The sequence below is a fragment of the Streptomyces capparidis genome (genome assembly GCF_054782095.1).
The window spans coordinates 102,102-120,333 of the sequence record NZ_BAAGTD010000027.1 but is presented as its reverse complement, the minus strand read 5'-3'; the positions used below and the strand labels follow the sequence as shown (position 1 = coordinate 120,333).

20 protein-coding genes and 1 pseudogene are annotated in these 18,232 nt (G+C 71.6%); 8 read left to right on the top strand and 13 right to left on the bottom strand.

All coding sequences use genetic code 11. The features are described 5' to 3' along the window. Positions 1-462: 462 nt before the first annotated feature. The 5 genes and pseudogenes from ACYVO2_RS22205 (at position 463) to ACYVO2_RS22185 (ending at position 4,747) form a co-directional block, all read left to right on the top strand. Entirely contained in the window at positions 463-798 is a 336-nt protein-coding gene (locus ACYVO2_RS22205; protein ID WP_461009680.1) for a DEAD/DEAH box helicase family protein, read from the top strand. Continuing rightward, a protein-coding gene (locus ACYVO2_RS22200; RefSeq protein ID WP_461009679.1) for an IS5 family transposase occupies positions 780-1,657 on the top strand; the annotation gives its coding sequence in 2 pieces (ribosomal slippage) (positions 780-1,173 and positions 1,173-1,657; 879 coding nt in all). The genes ACYVO2_RS22205 and ACYVO2_RS22200 overlap by 19 nt, the downstream gene beginning before the upstream one ends. Before the next feature lie 72 nt (positions 1,658-1,729). Next, positions 1,730-2,473, top strand: a pseudogene (locus tag ACYVO2_RS22195) (DEAD/DEAH box helicase family protein); the annotation flags it as partial. Then, complete coding sequence (locus ACYVO2_RS22190; protein WP_461009678.1) at positions 2,455-3,942, top strand: helicase associated domain-containing protein; 1,488 nt, start codon at positions 2,455-2,457, stop codon at positions 3,940-3,942. The pseudogene ACYVO2_RS22195 and the gene ACYVO2_RS22190, both read left to right, overlap by 19 nt. A 607-nt stretch (positions 3,943-4,549) precedes the next feature. Continuing rightward, positions 4,550-4,747 carry a hypothetical protein gene (locus ACYVO2_RS22185; RefSeq protein WP_461009677.1) on the top strand — a complete coding sequence of 66 codons (198 nt, stop codon included), beginning with the start codon at positions 4,550-4,552 and terminating at the stop codon, positions 4,745-4,747. Positions 4,748-5,238: 491 nt separating this feature from the next. On the opposite strand, the gene ACYVO2_RS22180 is transcribed toward ACYVO2_RS22185, so the two are convergent. The 5 genes from ACYVO2_RS22180 to ACYVO2_RS22160 all read right to left on the bottom strand — a co-directional run bounded on the left by ACYVO2_RS22180 (position 5,239) and on the right by ACYVO2_RS22160 (position 8,550). After that, entirely contained in the window at positions 5,239-5,751 is a 513-nt protein-coding gene (locus ACYVO2_RS22180) for a hypothetical protein (RefSeq protein ID WP_461009676.1), read from the bottom strand. A gap of 7 nt (positions 5,752-5,758) precedes the next feature. Next, positions 5,759-6,721, bottom strand: coding sequence for a MobF family relaxase (mobF, locus tag ACYVO2_RS22175; RefSeq protein ID WP_461009675.1), 963 nt, complete (start codon positions 6,719-6,721; stop codon positions 5,759-5,761). 70 nt (positions 6,722-6,791) lie between these two features. Continuing rightward, positions 6,792-6,998: a hypothetical protein gene (locus tag ACYVO2_RS22170; protein WP_461009674.1), complete on the bottom strand. Its 207-nt coding sequence runs from the start codon at positions 6,996-6,998 to the stop codon at positions 6,792-6,794. Positions 6,999-7,289: 291 nt separating this feature from the next. Next, on the bottom strand, positions 7,290-7,568 hold the full coding sequence (locus ACYVO2_RS22165; RefSeq protein WP_461009673.1) for a hypothetical protein: 279 nt from the start codon (positions 7,566-7,568) through the stop codon (positions 7,290-7,292). A gap of 310 nt (positions 7,569-7,878) precedes the next feature. Then, positions 7,879-8,550 carry a hypothetical protein gene (locus ACYVO2_RS22160; protein WP_461009672.1) on the bottom strand — a complete coding sequence of 224 codons (672 nt, stop codon included), beginning with the start codon at positions 8,548-8,550 and terminating at the stop codon, positions 7,879-7,881. 191 nt (positions 8,551-8,741) lie between these two features. Between ACYVO2_RS22160 and ACYVO2_RS22155 the strand changes: the two genes are divergently transcribed. After that, a complete protein-coding gene (locus ACYVO2_RS22155; RefSeq protein ID WP_461009671.1) occupies positions 8,742-9,416 on the top strand; it encodes a hypothetical protein in 675 nt (224 codons plus the stop codon). 246 nt (positions 9,417-9,662) lie between these two features. On the opposite strand, the gene ACYVO2_RS22150 is transcribed toward ACYVO2_RS22155, so the two are convergent. Beyond that, positions 9,663-10,586 (bottom strand): MmyB family transcriptional regulator, encoded by a 924-nt coding sequence (locus ACYVO2_RS22150; RefSeq protein ID WP_461009670.1) that lies wholly within the window; start codon positions 10,584-10,586, stop codon positions 9,663-9,665. Between the two features lie 286 nt (positions 10,587-10,872). Between ACYVO2_RS22150 and ACYVO2_RS22145 the strand changes: the two genes are divergently transcribed. Continuing rightward, positions 10,873-12,132, top strand: coding sequence for a pentapeptide repeat-containing protein (locus tag ACYVO2_RS22145; RefSeq protein WP_461009669.1), 1,260 nt, complete (start codon positions 10,873-10,875; stop codon positions 12,130-12,132). A 51-nt stretch (positions 12,133-12,183) separates the two neighbouring features. Here ACYVO2_RS22145 and ACYVO2_RS22140 read toward each other — a convergent pair whose 3' ends face one another. Then, a complete protein-coding gene (locus ACYVO2_RS22140; RefSeq protein ID WP_461009668.1) occupies positions 12,184-12,333 on the bottom strand; it encodes a hypothetical protein in 150 nt (49 codons plus the stop codon). After that, positions 12,330-12,626 (bottom strand): hypothetical protein, encoded by a 297-nt coding sequence (locus ACYVO2_RS22135; protein ID WP_461009667.1) that lies wholly within the window; start codon positions 12,624-12,626, stop codon positions 12,330-12,332. Before ACYVO2_RS22135 ends, ACYVO2_RS22140 begins: the two co-directional genes overlap by 4 nt. A gap of 349 nt (positions 12,627-12,975) precedes the next feature. Here ACYVO2_RS22135 and ACYVO2_RS22130 point away from each other — a divergent pair, with 349 nt between their 5' ends. Then, the gene (locus ACYVO2_RS22130) at positions 12,976-13,356 is read left to right on the top strand and encodes a hypothetical protein (RefSeq protein ID WP_461009666.1); all 381 of its coding nucleotides are present in this window, start codon (positions 12,976-12,978) and stop codon (positions 13,354-13,356) included. A 114-nt stretch (positions 13,357-13,470) separates the two neighbouring features. Here ACYVO2_RS22130 and ACYVO2_RS22125 read toward each other — a convergent pair whose 3' ends face one another. The 5 genes from ACYVO2_RS22125 to ACYVO2_RS22105 form a co-directional block, all read right to left on the bottom strand. Then, on the bottom strand, positions 13,471-14,211 hold the full coding sequence (locus tag ACYVO2_RS22125) for a hypothetical protein (RefSeq protein ID WP_461009665.1): 741 nt from the start codon (positions 14,209-14,211) through the stop codon (positions 13,471-13,473). After that, a complete protein-coding gene (locus ACYVO2_RS22120) occupies positions 14,208-14,786 on the bottom strand; it encodes an RNA polymerase sigma factor (RefSeq protein ID WP_461009664.1) in 579 nt (192 codons plus the stop codon). The genes ACYVO2_RS22125 and ACYVO2_RS22120 overlap by 4 nt, the downstream gene beginning before the upstream one ends. 452 nt (positions 14,787-15,238) lie before the next feature. Further along, the gene (locus tag ACYVO2_RS22115; RefSeq protein WP_461009663.1) at positions 15,239-15,985 is read right to left on the bottom strand and encodes a hypothetical protein; all 747 of its coding nucleotides are present in this window, start codon (positions 15,983-15,985) and stop codon (positions 15,239-15,241) included. A gap of 564 nt (positions 15,986-16,549) precedes the next feature. Next, the gene (locus ACYVO2_RS22110) at positions 16,550-17,026 is read right to left on the bottom strand and encodes a SigE family RNA polymerase sigma factor (RefSeq protein WP_461009662.1); all 477 of its coding nucleotides are present in this window, start codon (positions 17,024-17,026) and stop codon (positions 16,550-16,552) included. Positions 17,027-17,082: 56 nt separating this feature from the next. Further along, positions 17,083-17,850 carry a hypothetical protein gene (locus tag ACYVO2_RS22105; RefSeq protein ID WP_461009661.1) on the bottom strand — a complete coding sequence of 256 codons (768 nt, stop codon included), beginning with the start codon at positions 17,848-17,850 and terminating at the stop codon, positions 17,083-17,085. Between the last annotated feature and the right edge of the window lie 382 nt (positions 17,851-18,232).

Here is an 18,232-nt window from a genome sequence, read left to right as displayed (position 1 = left end):
AGGGACTGCCTCCGCTGACGCTCCGGCAGCCCGCCCGCGCAAGCGCGGGCGGCGCATTCCGCAAGCGGAATGCGAACGATGGCGATTCCGCGCAGGCGCGGAATTGCACGGATTCCCGCAAGCGGGAATCCGAAAAGCAGGCAGCAAGGGCAGGGGGCGGTCCCCGCGCCCGTGATGCACGCGTAGAGTTGCGAACTCCCAACTACTACCCCTAACGGACGCGACGTCACCGCCCGCACAGGTGCCCCCGCACCCACCCCGCGACGCGGCCCCCGCCACAGCCCAATTCACACACCGTCAAGTCCGGACAGACCTCGGATGGAGACCCCCAACCACCCGAAGCACCACCCGCACGCATCCTGAAATACTCCGCCTACCAAGACGGCGTAAGCGCACGATCAAAGGATGGAGCGAACCAGATGCATCGCGTAGGGTTGTGCTCCGAGCGCCACTCCCTCCCTCATGCCCTGGAAACACCACCGAGGGAGACCGGGAAACCCCCGCCGGACAGGCCATAACAGGAGGTCAGGAATGCCGAGGAACGCGGCAACCGTACAACTCCGCCCTCACCAGGCGGAAGCCGTGGAAGCCATCGTGAAGGGTCTCGACATTCCCCCCGGCCGCCGCATCCCCAGGGAGGGCCTGCGGGCGACGGCGGTGGCGCCGTGCGGAAGCGGCAAGACCTACATCGCCGCGGCCGCCGCGCACCGGCTCGCACCCCGCGGCCGCGTCCTAGGGCCTGTTTGGAATGTTGATCAAGGCCGTGGAACGATCTTGGTGTGGCGCGTGGAGATCTGACGGATGAACAGTGGCAGCGGCTGGAGCCGTTGCTGCCGCCCGTACCGAGGATGGGCCGCAGGCCCCGGGACCGCCGTCAGGTCTTCGACGGCATCTGGTGGCGGGCCCGGACCGGCTCTCCCTGGCGGGACATCCCGGAGCGGTACGGGCCGTGGGAGACGGCGTACTCCCTCTTCCGGCGCTGGCAGATCGACGGCACCTGGGCCCGCATGCTCAAGGAACTGCAGGTCAGGGCCGACGCCGAGGGCATCATCGAGTGGGAGGTGCCGGTGGACTCCACGATCTGCCGGGCCCACCAGCACGCCGCCGGAGCGAGGAAAAGGGGGCTGATCATCAGGGCCGGAAGGACGCGGACGGCCTGGCGGCCGAGCCGGACGACCACGCACTCGGCCGCTCGCGCGGGGGCCTGACCACCAAGCTCCACCTGGCCGCGGACGCCTCCGGGCACGTCCTGGCCGTGGTGGTCACCGGCGGGCAGCGCGGCGACGCACCCCGGTTCACCGAGGTCGTGGAACGCATCCGTGTCGCGCGCGTCGGAGGCGGGCACCCGCGCACCCGCCCCGCGCACGTGATCGCCGACCGGGCGTACTCATCGCGGAAGATCCGCGCCTACCTGCGCAGGCGGCAGATCCCGCACACGATCCCGGAAAAGCGTGACCAGGCCGGACACCGGCTCCGCCGGGGTTCGGCCGGAGGACGCCCGCCCGGCTTCGACCCGGAGCGGTACAAGCGCCGCCACAAGATCGAGTGCCGGATCGGGCGCCTCAAACAAGCACGGGGCGTCGCCACCCGGTACGACAAGCTCGCCGTCCGCTACGAAGCGACCGTCCACCTCGCCTTGATACGCCAGTCGCTGTGACACTTCGATCAACATTTCAAACGCTGCCTAGTCCTCCTCCCCACCCTCGACCTCCTCACCCAGACCGTCCGCGAATGGCGCAAGGCCGGCCACACCGGCCCCGCGGTGGCCGTCTGCTCCCTCGCCGAAGACGTCTCCCTCTGGGCGGCCGACGTCCGGGTCACCACCATCCCGCCCCAGCTCGCCCTGTGGCACGGCACGGGCCCGGTGACCGTCTACGCCACCTACGCCTCCCTGCCCGTCCTGGAAGAAGCCTGCGCCGGCACCTACGGACAGCAGATGGCCCCCTTCGACCTGGTGGTCGTCGACGAAGCACACCGCACCTCGGGCAGCCTGGGCAAGGCATGGGCCGCCGTCCACGACAACCGCCTCATCCCGGCCGTACGGCGCCTGTACATGACCGCCACACCCCGCATCTGGCAAGACCGGCCACCCTCGTGGCAGGTGCGGGAAGGCTCCCGGGACCCGCTGCCGCAGGAACTGGCCGCCTCCATGGACGACGAAACCATCTTCGGACCCCGCGTATACGAAATGTCCCTCGCACAAGGAATCTCCCTCGGGCTGCTCGCGCGGTACCAGATCATCGTCGTCGAACTGGAGGACCCGGACATCACACCGGAAATCCTGCGCAGCGAGGAAGGAAAAGAAGAACGCGTCCGGGGACTGCGGATGGGTGCGCTCCAGGCGGCGATCCTGCGCACAGCCGTGGAACACCAGTTGCAGACGATGATCACCTTCCACCACCGGGTCATCGAGGCGCAGGCCTTCTCCGAGGCCCCGACCGGTACCCAGCCAAGGTGTGGGCAGGCTGGCTGAAAGGCGACCACGAAACCGACAAGCGCCGCAGGGTACTGGGCGAGTTCGCCACCCGCGCCGGACTCGCCGTCCTCTCGAATTGCCGGGTACTGGGCGAGGGGGTCGACATCCGGGCGGTGGACTCCGTCGCCCTGATCGACCCCAAGGGATCGGCAGTCGACATCGTCCAGGCCATCGGCCGGGCACTGCGGCAAAAACCCGGCCAAGGCAAGCTGGCGTCCCTGATCGTGCCGGTGTTCTTGAAGAAGGGTGAGCGGTCGCAGGACATGATCACCTCCGCCAGCTACCAGCCGCTGGTGAAGGTGCTGCGCGGGCTTCGCGCGCATGATGAGCGGGCGGTGGAACTCCTCGCCGTCCCGGAGACGAACACCCCCAAGAACCCCAGCGAAACGATCGGCACCCCGCCAGAGGAAGGCGAGGAGGAATCACGGCTCCTGCTGCGGTTCTCCACGAAACGGGACCCGGTGACGGTCGCGGACTGGATCAGCTTCAACATCATCGACGTGGAGCGGACCGACTGGCGGCGCGGGTACGCCGCCGCACGCCGCTACCGGCAGCGCACCGGGAACCTCTTGGTGCCGTACGGGTTCACCGACCCGCAGACCCAGTACCCGCTGGGCCGGTGGATCCACGACCAGCGCACCGCATACGCGGCCGGAACCATGACCGGACTGCGCATCCGCCGCCTCGAGGCCCTCGGCATGATCTGGTCCGCCGAAGAACTCGCGTGGGAAGAGAACCTCGCGGCCCTGGCCGCCTACGCCGACCAGCACGGCACCCTCGCCGCACCCCGCGACGCTGCCGCGCTGGGCAAGCAGGTCGGGGTACTGCTGTCGAACCTGCGGCGCGAGGGCGGGCTGGGCAAGGATCCCGAACGGGCGGCGCACCGGGCGGCGCAGCTCGCGGCGCTGGACCCGGACTGGAGGCCGGCCTGGCCCATCGACTGGCAACGCCACTACGCCATGCTGCGGCAATGCCTGGACAGCGGCGCCACACTCGCCGAAATCCTCCCCGGGGTGACAGTCGGCGGGATCGACGTCGGACGGTGGCTGGAACGGCAGCGGCAGCCGACCGTGTGGACCAAACTCCAACCCGGACAACGCGAACGCCTGGAAAAGCTCGGCATCCGGCCCGCTGCCGTGCAGCGGCCCGGCACCGCCGACGAGACGGCGGCAGCGAACGGCGGAAAGGGCCGCGGGGCGAGGGGCGGGAAGGGCCGCGGCGGCGGCACCGACGCCTTCCAGCGAGGCGTAGAAGCCCTACGGCGATACCGCGACCGGGAAGGACACGTACGCGTCCCACGCGGACATGTGGAGGCATGGATAACCGACGCGGACGAGGAAGGAGGCGGGGGCGGGCAGGAAGTAGCGGTGCGGCTCGGGGTATGGCGCAGCAACATGCGCACCCGACGCGAACGCCTCACGGCTGAGCAGTTCCAGCTCCTGGACCAGCTCGGACTCTTCGACTGAGCCCGGGGCACCACCGAAATGGTGAACACCACCGCCCGCCGCGCTTCTTCGTGCCCCCGCCCGGCCTCTTCCCGGCCGGGCGTCCCGGGCCCCGCACGGGGCCACGAGCCGGCCCAGCGCAGCGCCGCCGGATCCCCCGCCACGCCGCCCGCCGTACCCTCGCCCACCCCCTTCCTTCCACCACTTCCAGGGGCAGCGAGAGGCGTACAGGGGGATGTCAGCACCAACGGGCCACTCACCACGGGGTCTGACCAGCCGAAACGGCTGTCGTCACGCTGAGTGGCGCAAGTAATGGTGCAAGTAATGATGAAAGCGATGGTGCAAGGAATGGTGCAAGTGATGTTGCCACGGAGCCGCGGCCGGACCGGGCTCTGCGGTCACCGTCCGTAACCCGGCGGGTCGGAGGCCACCAGGGTAGACGGCGCCCTCCCGGCACGGGCACGCGCCGCGCCGGGCGTGACCCCGGCGGGGGTGGGTCGTTGGGCAGGGCGTGACCCGCTGCTCCGTGTACGCCCGAGCGCTGCGCCGTGACGCCGCCGCGCTGCTGGAGGACCTCGAGGCGGATAGGTGGGCGCCCAGCGAGGCGGAACGGAACTTCGCCCAGGGCTTGGCCCGCCTGCCCTGGGACGGCCCGCACTTCCGCGCCACCCTTAGCCAGATCCCGGACGCGGTCCGCGGCGGGCGGCTGCTGGACGTCCTAGACCCGGTCGTCGACGTCCTGGACCAAGCGGCGGCCGCCGACATCGACCAGGCGCTCGTGGTGGGCCTGCGCCTGCTCGTCGACGCACTCGCCCCCACACCCTGACCGCCCGCCCGGTGCCCGGCTGCGGGCGGCGGGCGGGCCGGGCCCGCAGACGCCCTCAGCCGAGAGCAGGGTCGCCCGGGAGGGTCCGTAGCGAAGTTGTCGGCGCTCCAGGACCCCGTCGGCGACCCCTTGACCCCGCAGGTCACAGGCCCTTTCGTGTCCGCTCCGCCGAACTGTGTGAGAAGACTTCGCAGAAGACCCCCGGAGAAGACCTTTCAGGACTGCTGTTCGCCCTGCGTGGCTCGGTGGATCTCAGCCCTTCGGGGGGTGCTGGGTCTGGCGTTGGGTGAGTGCCTGCTCAGGGCGCGATGCTACGGGCCGGGGTGTCCGTTTTGGCCCTTGACCGCCCCTTGTCCGAACGGTGTGTCCGCAGCCGAACGCCACAGCGACGCTGGGCGGCCAAGACCTGCTTGTACCGGCGCAGTTGCCGGGCGGTCAGCGGCGGCTCGATGGTGGACCGGCGCAGTCACCGGGTGGGGGCTGCGGGGTCGTCACACGGTCCTTCCCGTGGGCGGAGTGGGCGGGGCGGGGTAAGTGGGCGGCTGCTCGCCGCGGCCCGGCGCGGCGGGCGGGGTGGGCGCGGTAGGCGGGTTCCGGGCAGCGTGGTGTTGCCGGATGCGGCGGTTGGTGTCGGTGGTGAGGGCGGCGAGGCGTTGCCGGGTGTCCTCCACGGCGGCCAGATCGCTGTCTTCACCCCGGTCGTAGTCGTCGTGCGGCTGCCGGGCAGGGCCCGAGGGCGGTCGGCCGGCCGGGGCGTGCTCGGTCGCTTCGCCCGGGACGACGGGGGTGGTGGGGCGGCGGGCGCGCCGTGCGAGGCCCAGGCGGACCTTCAGCACGGCGGCGGCCAGTACGGCGCGCTGGTAGCGGGTGCCGGCCCCGGGCAGGAGGCGGGTCACGGCGGCGTCAGTGTCGTGGCCGGGTGGGTGCAGGGTGGTGAAGTCCGCGGTCCACCAGCCACTGCCGCGCTCGGTCGGAGCGCAGTGCTCGGCGACCGCCCGGTCCACAATGCGCTCATCGAGGCCGGGGTCGGGGGGTCGGCCGCGGCGGGTCTGGGCGAGGTGGCGGCGGGCCTCGGCGAGCAGGTGCCGACGGGTGAAGCCCCCGCGCATCACGTAGACGGTGGCGGCAACGTCCACCGCCGCCAAAGCCACGTCCACGGTCGGCCGGACGCGGGCCCACACGGCAGCGGCCGCAGCGCGGGCGCGGGCCAGCAGGCCGTCCACGAGCGCGGCGCCGAAGGCCCGGACCGCGGAGTCCCGCCACCGCGCGCAGCTCCGGCAGCGGCTCAGGGGTGGCTTTGGCGGGGCGGGTGGCCTGCGCCGCCCAGCGGGAGAACCTGTGCCGGGTGCGCCCCCCGGGAGGATGGCCGTGCTCGGTCTCATAGCGGGCGGCCAGGTCCTGGTAGGCGGCCTTGATCCGGTGGCGGCGGGTGCCCTGCCAGGCGATCGTCTCCGGCGGGATCCCGGCAATCTCGACGACGGGGCGCAGGCCCTCGGTGACCTGGCGCGGCTCCCACGCCACGCCGAGCCGCTCGGAGACCTCCTCCATCAACCGGAGGGTGTACAGGGTGCCGGCGGCGACGACGTGCCGGTAGACGACAGCGGAGTCGAGGTTGCCCCAGGTGCCGTCGGGGCGGCGGACCTTCACCGACACCAGGGCATGGTCGTCCAGGAGCGGGGCGCCGTCGCGGTTGGTGTGGTGCCGGGACACGGCGACGCTCAGGCCGCCCAGGACGGGGGCCCGGTGGCGGCCGTTGCGGCCCCAGCACACCTCGGCAGCCTCGTCCCCCAGCCACGCCAACGCCGCGCCCCTCGCCCGCGTATGGCACTCCTCGCGCACCTCCCGCGTGGCCTCGTCGCCCAGCGCCCACAGGACCTGGAGGGTGGAAGGCGGCCGGAAGACCAGGTCCAGGACGAGCAGGGGGCGGTAGATCTCGCCGGGCGGCCGCCCGAGCACCGTCGCCCGCCACGCCACCTGCTGGCTTAGGCATTTCCAGGGCCCACCATCCCGAATCCCGGGCGCGTTCATCCTGCCTGACCTGCCATCACGATTCATCGACGTCTGCGGAGGACGAGCGGTGATCCTCTTGTTCGGGCCCATGGTCCGAGTGGGGACGACGTACTTCAACCACGATGCGACGCCATGACCGAATCACATCAGGGACCTGGTCAAGCAGGCCCTTCAAGGCGAACAAGAAGATGGACACGGCGCCAGCCGCTGCCAGAATCCCTAAGACGATCTGTGCATCCATATTTGGGCCTCTCCTCCGAGTGGAGGGCGGCCGAGCTGAGCGCAAAACTGCATGCATAGTGGCAGGTGTCTCAGGTCGACCCCCCAAAAGACGAGTGATCAACTGAGGCCCTGCCGACGCACAGGCCGTGTCTTAAGTTGTCGCGATTGACGCGGTGCCACCTTGGTGACACACGCGCCCGAAAGGGACGTCGGACCCATTCCCGTCGCAGCCAGCTCCGCTGGCCGTGCCTTACGAACTCTAGTTGCAAGTCGCGCTGTTGTCGTCGATTACGGCATCAGACGGTGATTCTCATCTGAGACGACGTCCTCGATGGGGTGATTGTCTCCGTGCGTTCGCGGAGACAGACTCGCTGGTGAGACGGGCATCTGCCCGGATAACGACGTCCAGCACCACGACGTCCGGGTCGGCCAGCGCGGCCGCAGCCCAGGCGCGGCGCTCCTCGGCCTCCCGCTGCTCGGCCTCCCGGCGCTCCCGCACCTCGCGCTCGTACCGCTCCTGCATCTCCGCCTGCCGCCGGGCCTGCTCCTGCTGGTACGACTCGGTGCACGGCGGGCATCGGCGTTTCACCCGCGGAGAATGTGAACGCCTTCCCGCCCGGCGGGATCCGCAGGGCGTCAGGGACGGCACCACTGAGCCGGAGCCGGGCCGGGGAGGGCGCTGGGCGACAGGGGGATCCCAATTCTGTGCCCCCACGGCACACCACCACCTCACCGGCACGTCACCACATCACTCCAGGCGGCACCCACGACATGTCCCAGGCACACGTCACGGCCCACCACGACCACCGCCTCGGCATCGTCCCGGGCCTTGCGCCCGCCACCGCCCGCACCTCCGCTCAGCCAGTTCCAACACCCCGGCCGCGCAGACCATCAGGACGCTAGGTGTCCAGGTCGACGCTGGCCAGGGCGACCGCAAGCGCGAAGTGGGGCACGGCGCTCAGACACAACTCCGCCGCCGTGCTCGGATCGGACACGGCGCGCGCCTCTTGCAGCGCCAGCAGACCGGTGAGCACCGCGGAGTCGACCGCCTCGTCGAGGACCTCATCCGGGGCAAGCTCGCCGCCGGCCACCAGCTCACGCACCAGGGCGACCGCTTCCTCCGGGTCACGCCGCCACAGCGCGGCGACCTCGTCGCCGGCGCTCACCAGGTCCATCGCGGCGGACTGGTGCACCGTCGGCAGCGGCACACCGTGCGCACCCGACGGGCCGACCTGTTCCGCGAGTCCCTGGGCCTCCGCCACGACGCACCGGGCGGCGTAGGTGCGCCGGGCCTCGGTCCGCTCCCGGGCCACGGCGGCCAGCCAGCGGGCATCGTCCTCAGCGCGGGCCCGGTCCAGCAGCACAGCGGCGGCGCCGCTGACCTGGATGCACGGCCGGACGGCGACCTCCACGGCCTCCTGGTCGGGCAGGGCGGCGGCGATCGGCCGATACACCGCCCCCGCCGCGTCGGCGCAGGCGCCGATCAGCTCGGCCAGGGCAGCGATCAGCCGCGCGTGGCGACGGCGGCGGGCAGGCAGATCCAGGTCAAAGTGGCGGTCCGGTGCGGTCACCCCCCGCACTATGCCGTGCGAAGGCCACCCGGCAGGCCCGAATCGGTTCACCGGCCCGCGCTCGCGTCACCTCGATCCGGAGCGCACGGGCGTAGCCGACGCCCAGACGGCGACAAAGGGGACCCGCCCCAGCGCGGACCTGCCCAAGTCGCTGTCGCGAGCCCCCGGCAGATCGAACATATGATCGAAGCGTGGAAGGGGAGCAGTGGCCGGAGGAAGTGCCGGATCGGCAGGTCGGTGTCGCGCCGGTGGTCTTGGTGCGCCTGCACGACGGGCAGCTCGTCGACGCCGCCGTGCTCGCCCGGATCCTCCAGGACGACGGCACTTGGTGGTACCGCCTGGCGATCGACCTGCCCATGCGCGTCCAGGGCTCCGACGGGCGGCTGACATGTGAGCCGTGCCCGTGGGAGTTCGAGGCCCCCGCGGACCGTGTCACCGCCCGACCCGGGCAGGACTACAGCACCGTCCCGACCCACCGCTCCCCCGCCGCGCTGCGCCAGGCCCGCCCACGCCGCCACCGCCGCGGCACCCGACCCGCGGCCGGGAACAGTGCCCGACCCGCGCCACCACCGCCGACCGCCGTCACCGCGGCCGCGGCCGGGAACGCGCCGCCACCGCCTCCCGCGCTGAGGCCCGCGCCGCCGCGCGCCCGTGCCGCCGAGGCACCCTGGCGACTGGAGACCCTGCACCGGCCCGCCGACTACCCCGGGGTGCGGCAACTGCTGCACCGCGCCGGCTGCTGGGCCGCCGCCCGCACCACCACCCCCCTCACCGAGGACGAGCAGGCCCGACTCCGCGGCCAGGCCCACGTGGGGCTGTGCGACACCTGCACGGCGGGCAGCGCCACGCCGGCCGGTCGGGCCTGACGGTCCCGGGCGCGGTGGTGGCCGCTACCTCGGGGGCTCGGGGAAGTGCTCGAGGAGGATCTCGGTCCATCGCGGCAGGGTGAGGAACCCCCCGTCGGGGCCCTGCTGTGCACCGGCGCGGGCCCGGACGCGGTGACTCCCTGGTGCGGGGGAGGCCGTTTCCTCGGTCACACCCTGTCTAGTCGCAGGTCAGGGCACCCACAACGTGGGAGATGGCCAGCGCTGATGGAATCAGCGCTGATGAAATCAGCGGTCCGGGGACACGACGTCGGCGGGCTCGTCGGCGGGGGTGGGGAGTTGGTCCAGCCACAGCCAGGTCACCCGCCGCACCCCCGGGACCTCGCGCCACCGCTCGGGCACCTCCGAGATCATCTCCAGCCGCCGCACGCCGTGCCGCGGGTCCCGCACCGCGCGGATGGTGCCTTCCGGGTGCCACACCCGGGCCTCCTCGCGCCGCGCCCACACCGCGCGCACCGATTCCCGCGTGGCCCCGGCCAGCTCCGCCACCAGGGCACGCAACTGCGGGTCGCGCGGTGCCGCCTGGTACTGCGACCACACCACCGCGACCGCGGGGACCGCCCAGTCGTCGGCCCAGCCGACCAGGACCTCCTCGGCGCGCGGGTGCAGCACGGCCATCCTCGGCAGGCTCATTGTGGGCGCCTGCGACCACGGGGCGGCCCACTCGAACACCTTCCAGAACAAGTCGTTGACCACCAGGAGCGTGAAAGCAGGGTCGGTGATGTAGCAGGGGCCACGATCCTCGGTGCGCACCAGGTGGGCCAGGGACTCCGGCACCGTGGGGATGGCGCCCGGCACCGGGTCCGGAGCGCGCCGCTGGGACAGCCACCACAGCCACGCGCGCTCGCCGGAGGTCATGCCCAGCACGACCGCCAACGGGTCGCACACCTCATGGCTGATCCGCTGCCGCCCGGCCTCCATGTCCCGGTAGTGACTGTGGGACAGGTGCAGCAGCCGGGCCACCTGCTCCTGCGTGACCCCCACCTCGGGCTGCCGCCTGCCGAGCAGGCTCACCACCGGCGGCGGACTCAGTCCCGCCTCCTGCGCGGCCTGGTGCGCCTCGGGCAACCGGCGGCGGCCGCGGCAGGCCCGCAGCAGATGCCGCAGCGATGCCGCCGGATCCGGCTCCGGCAGGCCACCGGACGGCGCCATGGCCACCTCCACCGCCAGGACTACCGCACCCCCTCACCAGGGCGGGCAAGCGGGCATGGTGCGCCAGGGTGACGGACGGCCAGCCGCTGGCGCATTCTCAGTCGGGCGCCGGCGCTCTCCCGGGCACGTGGGGCAATGGCCCGTCCCCGGGGCCCGCCGCCCCCGGCCGCCGGTTACGCCGCCGGTCCGCGTTGCCGGATGTGCGGCTTGCTTCCTGACCTCAAGCGAACCTCCGAAGTGCCCAGTTCCGCCTCCCCGCGGCAGTTCCCCGGCCACGCTGACGCCCATGAACAACACGAGATGGCAGAAACGCGTGGCGGTGATCGCCGGTGCGGCGGTGGGCGGGGCTGCGGTGGCCGGGGTGCTCCTGGTGGTGTTCACCCCCGTCATCCGCTCCCTGGTGGCGTGGATATCCGGGCCGGACTGGGAGGGCATGGACGAGGCCAGCCGGGCCACCGCGGTCGGCCAGTTCCGCCTGGCCGTCGTCCAAGTCGGCGCTGCCCTCGGCGCCGGCGTCGCGGTGGTGTTCACCGCGTTCACCTACCGGCTCAACCGCCGCGGCCAGACCAACGAGCGCTTCGTCAAAGCTCTTGAGCGCCTGGACTCCCCCTCCCTGCACGTGCGCATCGGCGGGATCCTCGCTCTGCAACGCATCGTCGCTGACGCCCCCGACTACGCCCTGGACACCGCCCGCGTCCTCAACGAGTACATCCGCCAGCACACACCCCGGCGCCCCACCGCTTCGACCGCCAGTACCCCGCCGGGGCGCTCACGTGTTGCCGCAGCCCGCCGCACCGCCCAACGCGGCGCACCTCCGCAGATACCCACCGTCACCGAGTTGCCTGACGCGCCAGCCGCTGACGTGCAACACGCCCTGACCACCCTCACGGGCGCCGCCTTCCGCCGTCCCCTGTTATCCGGCACCCCACCCACCAACCTCGCCCATCTCCACCTCCATGAGGCCCACCTCGAGTGTGCACACCTCGCCACCGCCGAGATGCAGAACGCGGACCTGGCGCGAGCCCGCCTCGTCAGCGCGAATTTGGCCTGGGCCAGGCTCAGCGGCGCGAACCTGACCCGCGCCGACCTCCGGCAGGCGAGTTTGCCCTGGGCCGACCTCGTTTCCGCAGACCTGACCGAGGCCGTCCTTGAGCGCGCGGACCTGCACCGGGTCGCCCTCGAGCGCGCGGACCTGACCCGGGCCTACCTCGTGTACGCGGACCTGACCCGGGCCAACCTCGAGGACGCGGACCTGACCCGGGCCATCCTCCTGCACGCGCACTTGACCCGGGCCAACCTCAAGGACGCGGACATGACCCAGGCCTACCTCCAGGGCGCGATTTTGACCGGGGCCGACCTCGAGCACGCAGACCTGACCGGGGCTCGGCTCAAGATGACAGGCCTGCTGGATACGCAGGGGCTCACCTGGGAGCAGGTCGTCTCAGCCTTCCCGCGGCGCAGCACGCTGTTGCCGCCTCACATCGCTGCTCACCCAGCGGTTGTGGCGCGTATCGCTCAGATCGAAGCCGAGTACCCCGAGGCGTGACCTGGCCGTTTGGCGCCTCACGGGAGCGGTGGCCGCTTCACGAACGACGGCTCAGCTCGAGTCTGAGCCGTCGGGACGACGGCCGGCGGCGCGGGCCCGGCGGCCACGCACAACCGCGGCGGCCCGGCTCCCCGCGGCCAGGGCGAGCGCGGCGGTGAAGCTGCCGAGGAACTCCGGCAGCGCCGACAGGATCAGGTTCACCGCGCCGTCCTCCGCGCGGTGGCGGCGGCGGCCGTGGCGCGGTGGGCGCAGCGGGCGCCGAGCCGCTTGAGCTTGCGACGCACCCGCTCGCCGTACGCCGCCGGCAACCCGGTAACCATCGCAGCTTCCGCCCAGGGCAGCCCTTGTTCCGCCCACGTGAGGGCGAGGGCCCTCTCGCTCGGGGACAGGCCACGCAGTACCTGGGCGACCCGCCGGCCGGCGAAGCCATCCTCGGCGCTCTCGGGCCGGCAGCCCGGCCGGGAGGCGCGGTCGGAGGGTAACGGTGCAGGCATGAGAGAGCTCCTTTCGTCGGCATGGACGTGTCGCACGTGTAGATGTCGTCGGCAGGCAGGACCGGCAATGAATCTGCGCCGGTGGCGTGTGAGGCAGGTCACTGCGTGGGTCGGGCCCGGCAACCGGCTTTGTGGTGAACAGCGGGCGGCGCGGGCGCGCGGCGGCCACGATGGGGCCGTGACCGGTTGTCTCACGGATGCGGCGCAGCGCCTCGTATATGCGCAACGGGCCCCTGCCTGCGCGCTTCCCAGGCGGGCCCTGTCCCCGGCACTCCCGCCGTTGCCCTGTCCTTGGCTCTGGCGCGGCCGCGCGGGTTGCCGGCGCCGGTGGGAGTGGGGGTGGGTGCAGGTGAGCGAGAGCCCGCGCGCGTACGACGGCGAGAAGTTCGGCGAGTACGAGTTCGTCGACTTCGACGCCGTCTTCGACCCGGTGTCGGATCCCGTGGAGGATCCGGAGCTGCGGGAGCTGCTCCACCTGGTCGACGCCGACCAGGACCAGGACCAGGGGCCGTTGGAGCCGCCGGTGGTGACCTTCCGCGGCGGTCCGATGGACGGGCACCGCATCTCCGTGGCCGGCTGGACCCCCGCCCAGCGCCGCGAGGGCGTGGCGCACATCTGCGACGAGGGCACCGAGTACGGGCTCGGCGGCCGCGCCTGGTACTCCCCGCCCGAGGACCATCCCCGTCCGGAGCAGGCGGAGGTGTGGACCTGGGAGGGCAACAGCGCCTGACGCGCACGCGCCGGGTGGGGCGGGCGGGAGGGGCAGCGGCGCGCCTGCCCGGGGGTCTCCCGGTGGGGCGCGCCGCTCGGTGTGTCCGCCGCTGTCAGGGGTTGGTGGGGCCGGTCAGAGGGTGGCCAGGTGCTGCGGCAGGTCGGGGGTGGGCAGCAGGGGGTTGGGGGTGACCTCGGGCGGGGTGTCGGGTTCGGGGTTGGCGCGGGCGTGGGCGCGTAGGCAGGCGGTGAGCCGGTTGGGGTCGGGGGCTTTGTCGCGGCTGGGTTGCGGCCAGTGCTGTTCGGGGTTGAAGCGCAGGTCGCAGGCCGCGGTGCTCCAGGCTTTCATCTGGTGGGTGTCGCCGATGGCGCGGGAGTGCAGGGTCAGGCAGTAGGCGGCCAGGCCGTCCTCGCCGCCGCAGGCGAACCTCCACCAGAACAGGGCGTGCTCGGCGCGGTCGGCGAGGTAGAGCATGCAGGCGAAGATCCGGGCTCCGTGGGGGTTGAAGGTGGCGATGAACTGCTCCAGGAGGTCCGTTCCCTCCTGCACGGCGATGGCGTCCTGGCACAGGCGGTGCAGTTGCTCGTCGTCGCTGAGCCGCACGGCCACGGCGCGGTGCGCGACAGCACGCAGCACGCGGTGGCGGCGGGCCTCGCCGGTGCGGGGCCGGGGCCGGGCGGGCGTCGGCGCCCGCCCGTCCGGGTTCGGGTGCCGGGCGGGCTCGCCGATCTCGGCGGCGGGCGGCTCCTCGCAGGCGGGGGCCTCGGCGATGATGCGTTCCTCCAGGCGATGCAGGAACGCCTCCATGTCCCAGCCGGCCATCCTCCTTTGTAGGGCCTGGCCCTGTTGATTGAGTGCGTCCTCGAAGCTCATCGCGTTCCTCCCTCTCCCCGCTTCCCCGTGGCGGGTGTGGTGGTGTGGTCGCGGCACAGGCGTTGCTTCCCCCGGGACGCGCTGGACTTGACCGCAGCCACGGTGGTGTCCAGCCGCACGGCGACTTCCTCGAGCGACAGGCCCAGGATGTGGTGCAGCCGCACGCACTCGGCCTGCCGGGGCGCGGTCCGCTCCAGCTCCGCCATCGCCTGTTCGAAATCGGCCCGCGTCTCGAACTCGGCGATCGCGTCGCGCCCGTCGATCGGCTCCCAGTCCTCCAGCGGGAGCGTCTGCACCCGGGGGCGCAGCCGCTCCCGCTGACGGCTGCGCAGCACGTCCAGGAAGATCTTGAAGGACAGCGCGTAGGGGTTCTGGGCCAGCAGCACCTTGCCCCAGCGCCGGTGCATCTCCATGCACGCGTCCGAGACGACCTCCTCCGCGTCCTCGCGGGAGCCCAACGCCCGCAGTGCGTAGCCGAACCAGATGCGGCCTTCGCTGCGCACCATGGCCTCGAAGGCCAGCGGCATCGCGGAATGGGGCTTGTGCCGCTGGTCGGGGCTGTCGGGCTGCGTCATCGAACCCCCGCTCCACGCGGAGGCACAGCAGCCACCCGACCCGCCGAGCCGTAAACGAACATTTGATGGCCGTCGCACCCGCAGTACGCGACCGGCGCTCCCGCGCGGTCGGGCCATGTCGCCAGAGCGTCGAAGACGACCACCGTCAACCGCGCTATGCCGGCCACCGTCGCCACATCCACGGGAATGGTGTCCATCACCGGGGCGCTCCCTTCGAAGCGTTGAAGAGCCTCCGGAGGCCCTCCGGAGTGAGCACGCCGTCGTACCCACCCCTTATGCCGTCCCGCGCACCCCCGGAGTTGCACGCAGTCCGCAATCAATCACTCAGAGCACATAATCGACCCGCCGCCCAACAGGCGTGACAGATCCCGACCACACCCGCCCGAAAACGACCACCCCACCCGCCAGGCACGCCAAGGTCCCCGACGGTGGGGAGACGGCGGGCTCTGCCGCTAGAGAGCCTTGGGGGCCCACACGAGATGGCACGCCTCGAGTGCCTCGGCGATCAGTGGTTCGAGGTCCGTCATGGCCTCGTGAATGCAGCTCAGGGCCTCGACGCAAATTCGGTGGACTGCGGCTTCGTCCCGGCGGGCGTCTTCGTTCGCCCCGACCACCACGGTTCGCGAGACGCCGGTCGTCTCGTCGCGGGACCAGATGCCGACACGCGGTGAAGTGTGCTTGACGGATTGGGGTCGGTGGCGGTGGTAGTCCGTGCCCCGCCGGTCATCGAGCGCTTCGAACCGGACGTCGCGCCGCAGCACGAGCAGCCGCTCCACCAGCTTGCTCATCGCCTGGAGTCCGGACTCAGCGGCCGCCTGCGGCAGCGTCTTGGCCCACACCTCTCCGGCGGGGGAGAAGGTCAGCCAGGCGGCCTTGAGATCGCTACCGGGAGGGAACCCCTGGGCTCTGCTGTTCCTCTTGTCGGTGTTGACCACGGCGGCTGCGGCCGGGTCACACAGCACCACGCGCAGGACCAGGTTGGCGAGGCTGTGCGCGGCGCCGAGCAGGAAGTGGGTGCTCATCTCGCACAGCGCCCGGATCGCCATACACGTGGCGTAGGCCAAGCTCTCCAGGTGCTCCGGATCCCGGTAGACGTCCGGTGACTGCCAGCGCTGGGCATCCTGCTCAGCGGCCCAGGCCAAGGTGAGCTGCTCGCCGATGCTTCCCGCCAGCCCGTGGATTTCCACCACCCGGTTCATCAGCGGCCCATATGGCCCCGGCGCTCCGGCCTCCCTCAAGGAGGTCCCTGAGGCTATGCCGGCCATGCCTCCCCGGCTGCTGTACGACTGCCAGCGTATGGCGGTGTCCTGAACGCTGCTGCGGAGGTCCGTGGAAGCCGGATGCCCCTCCGCTGTCACGGGAGGCTGGAAGGAAGAGAAGCTGAGGGCTGAGATCCACTGCTCTGTCATGAACGGATGGTACGCAGCGCAACCTTCCTATACAGCTCGAATAGCTGATTACTCTTGAAAGCCGCAATGCGCGGCGTAGGTCACGCGTACTAGCAGGACTGGTCAGGACGGACAGACAGCGCAACGCGCAGACGGCCCGTCCGGTCCCGGGACCGGACGGGCCGCTTGTTCGAGTCATTGAACAGTCCCTTCCGGATTTGGAAGCGCTGCGCCGCCCCCATCCACCGCTATGGACGCAACAGCGCCATGGTCTGTCCCCGGTGCAGGGTCATCCTCAACCAGCCCTGAACCACTGCGTGCGCTCGTGGCGTGCACGCCGCCCGCGCGGCCGTCCGCTCTGTGGGTGTAGTCAGGTCAGTTGTGCGGGCGTCGCTGGTGGCGCACTGGTGCGGCCCGAACATCTGCGACGTGCATGCCCGTGAGCTCGGCGATCTGGGTGTCCGTGTGTTTCAAGCGTCGCAGGATGTCGATGTCGTCGTCCAGGTCCCGGCGCCGGCACAGCGCGGAGTGACTCGGCGGCGGTGCCGAGCGGCCCGGGCGGCGCAGGAACAGGCGGCGCCGCTGTGGCGTGTGGGCGCGGTCTCGTACGTGTCGTGTGAAGACGGCCCACGCGTGAGCGGAGGGGCTGGGGGTGCTCAGCACGTAGTCCCACGCCAGGGCGAGCTCGCCGAAGGTCTCGCGGAGCGTTTGCACTGCGGCTTCATGGGAGCCGAGCCGCAACCGCGCGTACTCGAGGTAATGGCGGTGGTAGAGGACGTAGAAGGCGACGAAGGTGTCAGGCAGGGACAGGTCGAGCGGTGGGGTGGTGGAAGGTTCGGCGGGCACGGGCATGGGCGTCTTCTCCGGGAGTTCGGCCGTGACGGTGGTGTCCCCGGTGGGTGGCTGGCCTACAGGTGGGGGAGTCCGGGCGGCTCTCCCCCGCGCGGTCCGGCGCTGCCGGGGGGCGTGAGGCGGATGCCGGGAGCGTGGAAGTACTGGAAGTAGCGCCAAGGCCCGTCCTTGGGCGGGTGGGCCTGGGAGGTACTGGTGTCGGGCCAGTACTCCAGTGGGTCTGGGAAGTAGCAGTGTCGGTAGGTGATGGGCCCGGTGGACGGTTGCGGCAGGTACAAGCCCAGGGGGTGTGCGGCGAAATCGTTCTTCGGGGCGGCAGGCCTGGGTGGGTCGTTGGACGGCTGCGGAGGTCTGGGAGCCGGGGGCCCTGGCGGGGTGTGCCCCGAACCGTCGGGTGCGTGGTCGCCCGAGAGGTTGGACAGGTCCCTCCTGAAGCGGGCCGAGGCGGTCGTGCGACTGAGGCCGTACAGCGTGCCGATGTAGGTCCAGGTCGCCTGGTTGCTCCGATCGCGCGTCCTGGCGGTCGCCAGCGCGCTCAGAATGAGTGCTTCCTTCTCGAGAGCGGCGGCGTACTGGAGCACTGAGCGGGGGTCGGCCGCGGCGTTCGCCAGGGCTTGCTCCAGCGCGGCGCCGTGCTGCCTGATCTTGCGCAGTGAGCGGCGCAGGTCGTCGTCGCGCACCTCCGGCACCGGCTTGGCGGCGCGCTTGGACCGCTTGGCCCGCCGGCACTTGTCACTGCAGCACTGCGGCGGGCGGCCCAGCATGGGCAGATCGAACGTCGTCTTACAGTAGGCGCACTTCGCGGTGCGCTCGCGCTTCCCCATGGGTGTTCCTCTGCTGCTGCCCTCCCACTTTCGAGGGAACGTAGGTGGGAGGGGCTGCCCAACACGGCGGACTTCGCTCCGCGCTCGTGTCGGGGGTTGATGAGTGTTGGCGCCCGGGCTGGGCGAGTGGCCGGGGGATACGGGGCCCGGTGTTGAGTCGCCGGGCCCCGTGTCCGGCGTGTGTCAGGCGACGCGAACGCGCCGGTCGTGGCACCAGAAGCGGCCACCGATGACGGCAAGGCACATCACCGGAGCGAGGAGCGCGGGACCTGGTGGGGGCTGCGTAATGAGCACCAGCGGGAGCACGAGGAGCGCGACGAACGTGCTGAGGCGGAAGCTGAGGTGAAAGTCAATGCCCCGCCACGTTTCAACAGCGACTGTT

Bases quoted from the DNA above. Each gene is read 5' to 3' on its own strand.
- ACYVO2_RS22205 (WP_461009680.1), top strand. From the start codon at position 463: ATGCCCTGGAAACACCACCGAGGGAGACCGGGAAACCCCCGCCGGACA.
- ACYVO2_RS22135 (WP_461009667.1), bottom strand. From the start codon at position 12,626: ATGCCTGCACCGTTACCCTCCGACCGCGCCTCCCGGCCGGGCTGCCGG.
- ACYVO2_RS22145 (WP_461009669.1), top strand. From the start codon at position 10,873: ATGAACAACACGAGATGGCAGAAACGCGTGGCGGTGATCGCCGGTGCG.
- ACYVO2_RS22125 (WP_461009665.1), bottom strand. From the start codon at position 14,211: ATGAGCTTCGAGGACGCACTCAATCAACAGGGCCAGGCCCTACAAAGG.
- ACYVO2_RS22150 (WP_461009670.1), bottom strand. From the start codon at position 10,586: ATGGCGCCGTCCGGTGGCCTGCCGGAGCCGGATCCGGCGGCATCGCTG.
- ACYVO2_RS22115 (WP_461009663.1), bottom strand. From the start codon at position 15,985: ATGAACCGGGTGGTGGAAATCCACGGGCTGGCGGGAAGCATCGGCGAG.
- ACYVO2_RS22170 (WP_461009674.1), bottom strand. From the start codon at position 6,998: ATGGATGCACAGATCGTCTTAGGGATTCTGGCAGCGGCTGGCGCCGTG.
- ACYVO2_RS22120 (WP_461009664.1), bottom strand. From the start codon at position 14,786: ATGACGCAGCCCGACAGCCCCGACCAGCGGCACAAGCCCCATTCCGCG.
- ACYVO2_RS22105 (WP_461009661.1), bottom strand. From the start codon at position 17,850: ATGGGGAAGCGCGAGCGCACCGCGAAGTGCGCCTACTGTAAGACGACG.
- ACYVO2_RS22110 (WP_461009662.1), bottom strand. From the start codon at position 17,026: ATGCCCGTGCCCGCCGAACCTTCCACCACCCCACCGCTCGACCTGTCC.